The sequence below is a fragment of the Merdimmobilis hominis genome (assembly GCF_900104615.1).
Classification (GTDB): Bacteria; Bacillota; Clostridia; order Oscillospirales; family Ruminococcaceae; genus Merdimmobilis; species Merdimmobilis hominis.
The window spans coordinates 737,357-748,759 of record NZ_LT629939.1; the positions used below are offsets into that span (position 1 = coordinate 737,357).

General features: G+C 59.7%; 12 protein-coding genes. 6 read left to right on the forward strand and 6 right to left on the reverse strand.

Translation table 11 applies throughout. The annotated features are described in order from the left end of the window. Positions 1-250: 250 nt before the first annotated feature. The 3 genes from iadA (at position 251) to BQ5353_RS03595 (ending at position 2,952) form a co-directional block, all read left to right on the forward strand. A complete protein-coding gene (gene iadA / locus BQ5353_RS03585) occupies positions 251-1,384 on the forward strand; it encodes a beta-aspartyl-peptidase (protein WP_071427327.1) in 1,134 nt (377 codons plus the stop codon). A 34-nt stretch (positions 1,385-1,418) separates the two neighbouring features. Further along, a complete protein-coding gene (locus tag BQ5353_RS03590) occupies positions 1,419-2,183 on the forward strand; it encodes a creatininase family protein (protein WP_054330727.1) in 765 nt (254 codons plus the stop codon). Between the two features lie 133 nt (positions 2,184-2,316). Next, positions 2,317-2,952 (forward strand): immunity protein Imm33 domain-containing protein, encoded by a 636-nt coding sequence (locus tag BQ5353_RS03595; RefSeq protein ID WP_054330726.1) that lies wholly within the window; start codon positions 2,317-2,319, stop codon positions 2,950-2,952. Between the two features lie 70 nt (positions 2,953-3,022). Here BQ5353_RS03595 and BQ5353_RS03600 read toward each other — a convergent pair whose 3' ends face one another. From BQ5353_RS03600 to aroA, 5 genes are all read right to left on the reverse strand, one after another. After that, positions 3,023-4,078: a hypothetical protein gene (locus BQ5353_RS03600; protein ID WP_143117149.1), complete on the reverse strand. Its 1,056-nt coding sequence runs from the start codon at positions 4,076-4,078 to the stop codon at positions 3,023-3,025. Positions 4,079-4,214: 136 nt separating this feature from the next. Further along, positions 4,215-4,778, reverse strand: a complete 564-nt coding sequence (locus tag BQ5353_RS03605) for a GrpB family protein (protein WP_071427328.1) — start codon at positions 4,776-4,778, stop codon at positions 4,215-4,217. Between the two features lie 52 nt (positions 4,779-4,830). After that, positions 4,831-5,115 carry a chorismate mutase gene (locus BQ5353_RS03610; RefSeq protein ID WP_054330724.1) on the reverse strand — a complete coding sequence of 95 codons (285 nt, stop codon included), beginning with the start codon at positions 5,113-5,115 and terminating at the stop codon, positions 4,831-4,833. A 38-nt stretch (positions 5,116-5,153) separates the two neighbouring features. Continuing rightward, positions 5,154-6,227, reverse strand: a complete 1,074-nt coding sequence (gene aroC / locus BQ5353_RS03615) for a chorismate synthase (RefSeq protein WP_071427329.1) — start codon at positions 6,225-6,227, stop codon at positions 5,154-5,156. Then, positions 6,208-7,437, reverse strand: coding sequence for a 3-phosphoshikimate 1-carboxyvinyltransferase (gene aroA / locus BQ5353_RS03620; protein WP_054330723.1), 1,230 nt, complete (start codon positions 7,435-7,437; stop codon positions 6,208-6,210). The genes aroC and aroA overlap by 20 nt, the downstream gene beginning before the upstream one ends. Positions 7,438-7,856: 419 nt before the next feature. On the opposite strand from aroA, the gene BQ5353_RS03625 reads away from it, so the two are divergent. The 3 genes from BQ5353_RS03625 (at position 7,857) to BQ5353_RS03635 (ending at position 10,814) form a co-directional block, all read left to right on the forward strand. Next, positions 7,857-8,771, forward strand: coding sequence for an NAD(P)/FAD-dependent oxidoreductase (locus BQ5353_RS03625; protein ID WP_054330722.1), 915 nt, complete (start codon positions 7,857-7,859; stop codon positions 8,769-8,771). Positions 8,772-8,875: 104 nt separating this feature from the next. Then, positions 8,876-10,177 carry a nucleotide sugar dehydrogenase gene (locus tag BQ5353_RS03630; RefSeq protein ID WP_071427330.1) on the forward strand — a complete coding sequence of 434 codons (1,302 nt, stop codon included), beginning with the start codon at positions 8,876-8,878 and terminating at the stop codon, positions 10,175-10,177. Positions 10,178-10,268: 91 nt separating this feature from the next. Continuing rightward, positions 10,269-10,814 carry a sugar O-acetyltransferase gene (locus BQ5353_RS03635; protein ID WP_054330721.1) on the forward strand — a complete coding sequence of 182 codons (546 nt, stop codon included), beginning with the start codon at positions 10,269-10,271 and terminating at the stop codon, positions 10,812-10,814. A 60-nt stretch (positions 10,815-10,874) separates the two neighbouring features. Here the strand turns inward: BQ5353_RS03635 and BQ5353_RS03640 are convergent. Further along, positions 10,875-11,403: carcinine hydrolase/isopenicillin-N N-acyltransferase family protein (locus BQ5353_RS03640; RefSeq protein WP_233424495.1), on the reverse strand; the 529-nt coding region annotated here is incomplete at its 5' end.

An 11,403-nucleotide genomic window follows, 5' to 3' on the forward strand; every position in this document is an offset into this window, starting at 1 on the left:
TTTTGTTGTCAAGTTTGCGCTGGATGGCGCAAGATCTTTGGTTGGTAGCTTCATGGTAGCACACCGCATACTTTTTTGCAATATTTCCTGCGTTTTTTCAGAATAAATTTGCAATTCGGCCCATTTTTGGAGGAAAAAATTCTTGAGTGTGCTTTACATCCCTCATCAATTGTACTAAAATGGTGTTGTGAAATCAACAGGAATTTGGCGTCCTGAGCATTAAAAACAGAGGGAAAGAAGGAGTAATACCATGTTTAAACTCATTCGCGGCGCAGATGTCTACACCCCGGAACACATCGGCATCAACGATATTTTGATCGCCGGAGACAAAATTTTAAAAATCGCCCCCCACATCGACTTCACCTATGAAGGGATGGAGATCATCAACGCCGCAGGTAAAAAAGCGGTCCCCGGCCTGATGGACCAGCATGTCCACATCACCGGCGGCGGCGGGGAAAGCGGCATGAAGAGCCGGGTCACCGAACTGTGCCTGGGCGACATCATCCAAAGCGGTGTCACCACCATCGTGGGCCTCTTGGGCACTGATTCCTTCACCCGCTCGGTGGAGAACCTGGTTGCCAAGGCCAAGGGCCTCAACGAGGAGGGCATCACCACCTACTGCCTCACCGGCGCCTACGAGTACCCCTCCCCCACCCTCACCGGCCGGGTGGATAAGGACATCGCCTATATCAACGAGGTCATCGGCTGCAAACTGGCCATCAGCGACCACCGCTCCTCCCACGTCACCCGGCAGGAGCTGCTCCGCCTGGCCACCCAGGTCCGCTTGGGCAGCCTCATTGGCGGCAAACCCGGCGTGCTTCACATGCACACCGGCAAGGGCAAAGGCGGCCTCCAGGACGTGATGGCCGTAGTGGAGGAGAGCAACGTGCCCATCAAGCACTTCCGCCCCACCCACGTGGCTAACTGTTTTGACGACGCCATCGCCTTTGCAAAGATGGGCGGCAACATAGACTTCACCTCCGGGGTGGAGACTTCGGAAGTGGCCAAAACCCTGGCCAAGGCCCTGGAGCTGGCCCCCCTGGATAAAATCACCCTCAGCTCCGACTCCAACGGCAGCATGCCCATCTGGAATGAGAAAAACGAACTGATCGGCATGGGTGTGGGCAAGATGGACACCCTCTACGGCTCCATCAAGGCGCTGATCACCGAGCAGGGGGTGGACATGACCACCGCCCTCAAGCTGGTCACCGAGAATGTGGCCAAAGGTTTGGAGATCTATCCCCGCAAGGGTGCCCTTTTAGAGGGCAGCGACGCCGATGTCCTCCTCTTGGACAACAAGCTGGACATCGACTCTCTCTTCGCCCAGGGCAAGGTGATGATGCTGGACAAAGAGATCAAGGCAAAGAGCTATTTCGGGCTGTAAGCCGTCAACGAGAAATGTTAGGAGGTTTTCCATCATGCGCTTGGAAGAAATCAGCTGGAAACAGGCAGAGCGGTACTTTGAGCGGAAGGACATCGCCGTCATCCCTGTGGGCAGCATTGAAAACCACGGCTCCCAACTGGCTTTGGGCACCGATTACCTCATCCCCAAAAAGCTCACCGAATGGGTGGAGCGGGAATTGGATGTCCTCATCCTGCCCGGCGTGCCCTACGGCGTGGCCAACCACCACCAGGGTTTCCCCGGCACCATCAGCCTGGGGGAGGAAGGGCTTTACCTGGTGATGAGCAAAATCGTCTGGGCCCTATATGAGTATGGCATCCGCAAATTTGTCTTTTTAAACGGCCACGGCGGCAACGATGTGGTGCTCAACAAGCTGGGGCTGGAAATTGAGGACAACGGCGGCATTTCTGCCCTCTTCAATTGGTGGCAGATCGCCGGGGAACTGAACCCTGCCTGGAAAGGCGGCCATGGCGGCGGCGAGGAGACCGCAGCCATGCTGGCCATTGATGAAAAGTATGTCCATATGGAGGACTACATGCCCCTTGTCCCCAACGACTTGAGCGAGAACCTGCCGGTTTCCAGCGTCAAGACCGTCCGGTTCAAAGGGGTGGATGTGATCATCCCCCGCCATTTCCAGAGCGTCACCGAAAGCGGCTGGTATGGCCCCGATGATCCCCGGGATGCCACCGCCGCCTGGGGAAATGAGATGCTGGATGCCACCGGCAAATACCTGTGCGAGTTCATCGCCGAGTTTGAAAAGGTGGAGCTTCCAAAGCTGTAAAAAGCCAAAAAGGAGCGGGCAAAACCGCTCCTTTTTCCCTTTCCCCCTGGGTTCCGGCCGCCCCCGGTTGCAGCCCATCTCCGAAAATGCTATACTACTGGATAGCCAACATAAGAAATTGAGGTGCCGCACTATGTACGAAACATTTATCTTAGAAAACGCCCAAGAGCGCCACCAAGCCGACCCCCGCCACTTCCCCGTACCCTGCCAGGCGGATCTGGATGCCATCGGCCCGGAGAGCCTGGTGCAGCTGGTATTTGTCCTGCCTCAGGAGACCGCTGAGGGCTGCCGCGCCGAGCGGATGTGGGTGAAGGTCACCGCGCGGGAGGAAGACCGCCTGGGCGGCATTCTCGCCAACGAACCCCACTTCATTGAGGAGATCAAGCTGGGCGACCCCATCGCCTTTGAAGTGGCAAATGTGGCCGACATCTTCCGGGGGAACCCCTCCTATGACCGGGAGCTGATGTGCATCATCACCCGCAAGGCCCTGGAACAGGGGGAGATCAACTGGGTGACACGGGGCGAGCCGGTCAACGAGGTGGACAGCGGCTGGCAGCTCTTCTACGGCGATGAGGACGAGGAGTACCTTAACGACCCCAACAACGCCGCCCTCTTCCCCTTGCGGGAGATGCTGCGGATGGAACCGCTGCTGGACAAGGTGTTCGCTTCCCCTTCCCCTGCCTTTGCCTTCTACCCGGAGGTGAACGACTTCATCGACGCCCAAACCTATGAAGCCCTGGGCCTCGCTGACCTGGAGGATGGGGAATAACCCCCCTTATAAGCTGACTCAAAAAGCCGCCGGAACTGTCCGGCGGCTTTTTTGCTGTTGTATTTCCTGTTTACAAGGGGTCAACCACCAAGGTCTCTGTATCCCCCACCCGGGCACTATAGGATAAAATCCCCCCGGCCAGCAGCTTAAAATGGTTGGTGCTCACCGTTGCCCCAGCCACATTGTCCATAGCCACCACGTTCTTCCCCGCGTCTTCGAACAAGGCGAGGATTTCCGGGTTGTACTTTTGGGGATAGGTCTCCGGTAGGCCCGCCCGCTTGTTGGCGCGGATCATCGTATCCTGAAAGTTTTTATCCTCGCTCTTCTTTTGGCCCTTTTCGTCCACTGCGTCAAACTCCTCGATGGTGACCACGTTGTCCTGGATGGAGAGGATCACATAATCCTTCCAGCCGTGGTCAAAGTCCCGCATCTCCGCCCGGTAGGTGCCGTCTACATACTGGCCGATGGTCTCCTCCTGGGCCAAGCGGAATTTTGCATTTTTCTCCGCCGTGGCATACAGGGTTTTAAAATTCTCCAGGGACTTGGTGGCCCCAGTCACCCCGTCCATTTTCTCCAGGCTCCCGGCCTCCTCAAAATTTTTGACAATAGCCGGCAGGAAGACATTGGGCCCATACAGTTTAGCAGTCCGCATCTCCTCACTGAGGGCTTGGTCGGCGGATTTCAGCTCTCCCGCCTTATTTTTGCCGTCAAACTCCACCACTGTGAGGGTGTCCTCGGTGGCGGTGAGGATAAGGTATTCAGCGTAGTCCTCCTCCGGCTTCTCAGCCCGGACGGTATAGGTGCCGGGGCTGTATAGCGGCAGGCGGTAGTGGCTGGTGTCGCCGGAACGGGCCCGGGCCTCCAGCAGTTCCTGCTTCATTGTCTCCTGGAAAGAGGCAGGCGCCCCCTGGGGCGGGACGTATTCCGCCACGGTGGGGTTGCCCTTCTCCACCGTCAGTTTGATGGAGCCGGAATTCCCGGCAGGGTCCTCCCAGCTTGCGGTGTACTCTCCATCCTGGAAGCCAGGCACGCTGCCCGAGGCTTCCCCGCCCTCCCGTTTGTTGCAGCCCACAAAGGTTGTCAGCAGCAGCGCGGCCAAAAACGCCGCCATCCAATTTCGATTCAAAGCGCAATTCTCCCTTTTTACATGGTTTCCCGAATTTTGGGCGCAAAAAAGCGCGTATCCCATTTCATACAAAATAGTATACACGCTTTTTGGCGAATTTGGCAAGGGTATCCCCTTTTCTTTTTCCAAATGGGCCTCAACAGGGTTCATTTTTCCCTTGATCCCTTTGCCCCGCTCGCCAAGTGTGGGCCTCTTGCAGCAACAGGCGGATCAGCTCCTGCTTCCCCGCCGTATAGCCGTTTCGATTATCCGAAAACTCCGCAGCCAATTCCTTCTTGCAGCGGTCATATTGCCATGCTTTTTGAGGAAAGCAGGTGAGATAATCCCGGAAATTGACATAATTCTCCCACGCCTCTCCGCCCCATTGTACAACGTGGATGTGGTGGGTGCGCAGGTCCTTCTCAAAATCCCCCATGACAAACAACAGCTGCCCAGGGGCATCCTCCCCCCGGAACACCACGCCGCACTGTTCCAAAGCGCCCCGGTAGGGGAGCACATCTTTTAAATCCCGGACGCCCACTACAAGATCCAGTATAGGCTTTGCACAGATAGCGGGGATAGACGTGCTGCCAACGTGCTGAATATCAACGGCCGCATCCCCTAGAATCTGCCACAGCTCCGCCGCGGTATCCCCGGCTTTTGTTGCCCACTCCTCTTGGTGGGGGAGCAATTCCACCTTTCCCCTTTTTAAGCCCAGCATAAAAGCTCCTTATTCTGCCGATAAGCCATTCTCCACAAAGGACAGCCTCCCGCTATCCTTCTTTCGGAGGCTCCATCCCCAGCAGCTGGTACTGCCGGTCTTTGCTCACCTTCATCAGGGTGGCGTACAGCTCCCGTGTGCCCTCTTTCAGGTGGGCGGGGGCCCGGGAGGCCATCTTTTCTAAAATCGCCGCCTCCCGCTCTGGGTGGAACACCGGGAGGTTGTTTTTCTGTTTGTAATCCACCACCTGCTCCACCACTTCCATCCGGCGGAGGAACAGGGCGAGGATCTGGGAATCAATGTCGTCAATCTGAAGGCGTAGCTCATTCAAATCCATGGCAGGTCTCTCCTTATTGATATGGGAATACTTCTATCCTACCCGATTAAGGAGAGAATTGCAAGGGCTGCGGCCGCTTCCACGCAGGGGACCGCCCGCAGGGCCACGCAGGGGTCGTGGCGGCCTTTGATCTGGATGGTGGTCTCGGTGCGGGTGAGGAGGTCCACCGTCTTCTGTTCCATGGCGATGGAGGGGGTGGGCTTAAAGGCCGCCTGGAACAGGAGAGGCATGCCGGAGGTCATGCCGCCCAGGACTCCGCCGTGGCGGTTGGTCTCGGTGCGGACTTCCCCGGTCTCGTCGATGCAGAAGGGGTCGTTGTGCTGGCTGCCCCGCATCCCTGCGGCGTCAAACCCCGCCCCAAACTGGATGCCCCGCACCGCCGGGATGCCGAACACCATCCGGCTGATCTCATTTTCCACCCCGTCGAAGATGGGAGCACCCAGGCCGGCGGGCAGGCCGGTGACACAGCACTCCACCACGCCGCCGATGGAATCCCCTTCCCCCCGGACCTCTTCGATAAGGGCGGCCATCCGGCCGGCGGCCTCCTGGGTCAGGGCGGGGATCTCCCTCTCCGAAGCGGCTTGGAGCGCTTGGCAGTCGGGCCGCACTGGGTCTAGGGGGATGTCCTTCACCCCGCCCACCGACAGCAGCCGGGCCTGGACCTGGATGCCCCGGCGTTCCAGCAGCTGCTTGGCAATGCCTCCCGCCAAGGCTAGGGGGGCTGTGAGCCGGGCGGAGGAATGTCCGCCGCCCCGGACGTCGCTGTAGCCCTCATGGCGGATGAAATTGGGGTAGTCCCCGTGGCCGGGCCGGGGGAGGAAGCGGTTTTTCAGATACTCCTCCGACTGGGTGTCGCCGTTTTCAAAGACAGCGCAGAGGGGGGAGCCGCAGGTGATCCCATCTACCAAGCCGGACAGGATGTGGGGGATGTCCCTCTCCTTGCGCTGGGAGGCATACCGTCCCCCCGGGGCGCGGCGGGCGAGGAAGGCTTCCAGTTCCCCCAGGTCGATGGGTTCACCAGCTGGCAGGGAATCGATGACAACCCCGACGGCCTCGCCGTGGGATTCTCCGAACAAGGTGACTTTGATGGAATTACCGATGGTTGACGACATGACATACGCCTCCTAACAACTTCATATGGTGGAAGAATTGGGGGTAGCTTTTGCCCACGCATTGGGCGTTCTGGATGGTGACGGGGGCTTTGGCCCCCAAAGCGGCAATGGAAGCCGCCATGGCGATGCGGTGATCGCCGAAGGGTTCTATGGTGACCCCGCCATCGAGGGCGGGCTTTCCTTGAATGGTCAACGTTTCGGGGCCTTCCTCTACTTCCGCCCCCATCTGGGTGAGGACGGTCGAAAGGGCGGCCAGCCGGTCGCTCTCCTTGAGTCGGAGGCGTCCGGCGTGGGTGAGGGCGGTTTCCCCGTCCGCGTAGGCGGCAGCCACCGCCAAGGCAGGGGCCAGATCCGGGCACTGGGAGAGGTCAATCTCCACCCGACCCCCTCCCAGGGATTGAATGGTCTCCAAATGGCGGAGGATGGCACGGTCCCCCTGGGTGGAATCCTCCCGGAGGCCCAGGCATTCCACCTGGGAGCCGATGGCGTTGGCTGTGAGGAAGAGGGCCGCCGCCGAGTAATCCCCCTCCACCTCAAAATCAGCGGCGCGGTAGATTTGGTTTCCCAGGATGCGCCATCCCCCCTCCTCCGGGGAGACCTGGATCCCAAATTGGGCGAGAACCTGTAGGGTCATCCTGACATACCCGGCCGATTCCAGCGGCGTGGTCAACCGGATGGAGCTATCCCCCTCCAATAGAGGGAGCGCCAGCAGCAGGCCGGTGACATACTGGGAGGAGACATCCCCCGGCAGCCGGTATTCCCCCGGCCGAAGCCGCCCTGCAAGCTCCAGGGGCAGCTGGAAACCGGAGAGTTCCGCCCCGCCCCGGATGAGGGTCTCCCCCAATGGGCCCAGGGGCCGCTCTGGGAGCCTCCCTTCCCCAGTGAACCGGGCCGGGGCGCCCAGTGCCGCCGCCACTGGCAGCAGGAACCGGAGGGTGGAGCCGCTCTCCCCACAGGGGAGGACGATCCGCTCCCGCCATCGCCTATGGAGCGGGGTGACTTCCAAGTCCTCGCCCTCCCGCCGGATCTCTGCCCCCAAAGCGGTTAGGCAGCGGACAGTGGCCTCGATATCCCCCGAAGGGGTGGCGTTTTGAATCCGGCTGGGACCGTCCGCCAATGCGGCGGCAATCAGCCCTCGGTGGGCCATGGATTTGGAACCGGGTACGGCGACCTTGCCAGCCAACCGTCCGGGGGAAATGGTGACTTCCATACACATCCTCCAAGCAAAAAGAAAAGGGCCGGTGCTGTTCATCAAGCACCGACCCTTGGATTCCGTTTCGACTGCCCTATTGGGCCACTGGAACCGGGAGCTTTTGATGACAGCAAAAATAGCCTGCGCCATAAAAGTAGGCCCAAGCAAAAAATACTACAAAATGTACAGTTGTGTAGCTAAGCTGTATCATCGTGGTAAACTCCCTGCGCGAAAACCGCGTTTCCTTTGAATTAAGTTGTTTTTACTATACTCCCATCCCGGGCTCCTGTCAAACCGAAACTGCCTAAAGGCCGAATATTTTGGAGCTATCACCGAAAACTAACAAGAGATTTTAGGCACATTAGGGGATTTGCTTGACATTCGTATGCAAAGGGGTTAATATGGAGTAAAATAGTAGAAAAAGGAGGATGGACATTATGGTGGATCTCATTGTCATTGGCGCTGGGCCGGCCGGCCTTTCTGCCGCCATCTATGCCGCCCGGGCTGGGCACACTGTCACGGTGCTGGAGGAACTGGTTTTCGGCGGCCAGGTTGCCACCACCCCGGAAGTGGAAAATTACCCTGCAATCCGCAAGATCGACGGGGTGGAATTCTCGATGAACCTTTACAATCAGGCCACGGAACTAGGGGCCAAGGTGGAGTTTGCCGGGGCTACCAAGGTGGATCTGACTGGGCCGGTGAAACAGGTTTGGGCAGGAGAGACCCTCTATGAGGCCAAAGCGGTGATTTTAGCCAACGGCGCCAAACGCCGCAAGCTGGATGTCCCTGGGGAGGAACGCCTGTCTGGAAAAGGCGTCTCCTACTGCGCCACCTGCGACGGTGCTTTTTACCGGGGCAAGGTTACCGCCATCGTCGGCGGGGGCAACACGGCCTTGGAGGACGCCCTCTTCTTAGCCAACAACTGCGAGACGGTCCACCTGATCCACCGGCGGGATTCCTTCCGGGGGAGCAAAATCCTCTCCGATGCGGTCATCGCCCGCAAGAACATCGTCATCCACTACGATTCCATCCCCACCGAGATCGTCGGGGAGAGCACAGTGGAAGGGCTTTCCATCTCCAACGTGAAAACCGGCGCCGCCGAGACCATCCCCGTCAGCGGGGTGTTTGTGGCGGTTGGCCTCGCCCCGGACAACCATCTGGTGGAAGGCCAGCTGGAACTGGAAAATGGCTACGTCAAGGCCGGTGAGGACTGTGCCACCAACCTGCCCGGGGTCTTTGTGGCTGGGGACACCCGCACCAAAGCGGTCCGTCAGATCGTCACCGCAGCCAGCGACGGCGCGGTGGCCGCGGTCAACGCCTCCACCTATCTCTCCAGTTTGGCGGCGGAATAATTCCCCATCTGCCGGCAAAAACTGGAATAGGCGGCTAAAAAATGCTCACACTAATGCCATGGGTTTTTCGCCCGTGGCATTTTTTTGCGTGGAGGGGTTATCCTATGATGACAGAACAGCTGATGGAAAAAATCACCGGGGGCAGAGCGGTCTGCGCCGTTGTGGGCTTGGGGTACGTGGGCCTTCCCCTGGCAGTAAATCTGGCCAAGGCTGGGTACCAGGTGCTGGGGTTTGACTTGCAGCAGGAGCGGGCTGACCGGGTCAACGCCTGCGACAGTTATATCGGCGACGTGCCCTCCTGTGCCCTGCGAGAGGTGCGGGACAAGCTGACCGCCACCTGTGATTTTTCCAGGCTGGGGGGCTGCGACTGCGCCATCATCTGCGTCCCTACCCCATTGGACGCCTACCGCCAGCCGGATATTTCCTATGTCAAGAACTCGGCCGGGACCATCGCCCAGTACGCCCACCCCGGCATGCTGGTCATTTTGGAGAGCACCACCTACCCTGGCACCACCCAGGAGGTGGTGGCGCCCCTCTTCACCGACCGGGGATTTGTGGTGGGGGCGGATTTCTTTCTCGCCTTCTCCCCCGAGCGGGTGGACCCAGGAAACCAGGTTTACCGCACTGGGAACACCCCGAAAATCGTGGGGGGCTGCACCCCCCACTGCACCCGTTTGGCCTGTGCCCTCTACCAAAAAGCGCTGGATGCGCCGGTAATCCCCGTCTCCTCCCCCAAGGTGGCAGAGATGGAGAAGATTTTGGAGAACACCTTCCGCTGCGTCAACATCGCTCTGGCCAATGAGATGGCGGTTATCTGCCACAAAATGGGCATCCCCGTGTGGGAGGTCATCGACGCCGCAGCCACCAAACCCTACGGGTTTATGCCCTTTTATCCCGGCCCAGGGCTGGGGGGGCACTGCATCCCCATCGACCCCTTTTATCTCTCTTGGAAGGCCAAACAGTACGGCTGCTCCGCCAGCTTAATTGAGGCCGCCGGCGAGGTCAACCGCTCCATGCCCGCCTATGTGGTCGATCGGTTGACCTGTGCCCTCAACCTCTATCGAAAACCGGTCAACGGCTCTAAAATCCTAGCGCTAGGGGCGGCTTACAAAGCAGATATTGGGGATCTGCGGGAATCCCCTGCCCTCTCGGTGATCCGCTGCCTAATCCAGTTGGGGGCAGACGTCACCGTCTGTGATCCCTTTTTCGATTCCATCCCCTTGGATGGCCGTCGCCTGCCCTGTGTCCCCCTCACCGACCAGCTGCTGGAGGAGACGGACGCCGCGGTCATCCTCACCGCCCACAGCGCCTTCGACCCCGAGCAGATCGCCCGAAAAGCCCGGCTGGTGCTGGATACCCGCAACCTGACCCAAGGGGCGCAGGAGGGCAACATCCTGCGGCTGTAACCCCTTGCACTTATGTCTCCCGCCTGGTAGGATGAAGCATAAAACTGTTTGATCTGTGCCGGGAGCAACCGGCAGAAGGGAAGGTTGTTCTATGACTCAATGGGAAAAGATGATGGCTGGGGAGATGTATGATGCCGCAGACCCGGAACTGGCGGAACTGCGCCGCCGGGCCAAAGAGCTGTGCCACCAGCTCAACCACACCCTGGATGGTGGGGAGCGCCAATCCCTCCTCCAGGAGCTTTTGGGCCGCTGTGGAGACGACCCCTGGGTGGAGCCGGACTTCCATTGCGATTACGGCTGCAACATCCGGGTGGGCCACCGGTTTTACGCCAACCACAACTGTGTGTTTCTGGATGTCTGCCCCATTGAAATCGGGGACGATTGCCTCTTCGGCCCCGGGGCCATGGTTCTGACCGCCGCCCACCCCCTGGACCCGGCTCAGCGCAGGGCGGGGCTGGAGTTTGGCAAGCCGGTCTTTATCGGGGACAACGTCTGGGTGGGGGCCGGGGCCATCCTCAACCCCGGGGTCACCGTCGGCAGCAATGCGGTGATCGCCTCCGGCGCGGTGGTTACCAAAGACGTCCCGGCGGGCTGCATCGTCGCCGGGGTGCCCGCCAAGGTGATCCGGCGGCTGTAACCCCGGCAGAGGGGCTAATTCAAGCGTAGAGAGCCAGGGCCGTGGGACTCTCTTGCGCGTTTAAAATTTCAGCCGGCAATCCCGTTCAAAGGATTGGCGGGAGGGGTTCCCCTCGCACCGGTAGATTTCCCCCGGGGAGGACAGGCAATAAATGGACGACCAGACGGTGTCCATCCCCTTGGAGCGGTCGTATTGGCAGAGAAAGCCGAACTTCCCCGCCAGCAGCTCTTGGGCAAAGGCCACCGGCTCCCCCCACCGATCGTCTAGGGCCTTCTTGGCAACCTGGTACCGCAGTCCGGAAAAGACAGTGTCCTCCAAGGCGGGGTTGTACCGCTTCATCCCCACCCCGTGGAAGCTGTTGGTGGCAACTACAAAATCCGTTCCAGGTTCCGGTTCCAGAACCTCCATCCCCTGGCAGTTGCACTCCACCACCGCCATCCGACCGGCCCGGTCCGCCAAGGTGAGGGTCTGATTGGAGGAAATGGTCAGCCGGCCCAATTCCTCCACCGCCTCGGGGACGGTGGAACACCTCTCCAGCAGATAGCGGGTGAGGATGCCCGCCCCCAGCCCCGGCCGCTTCACCGTGGGG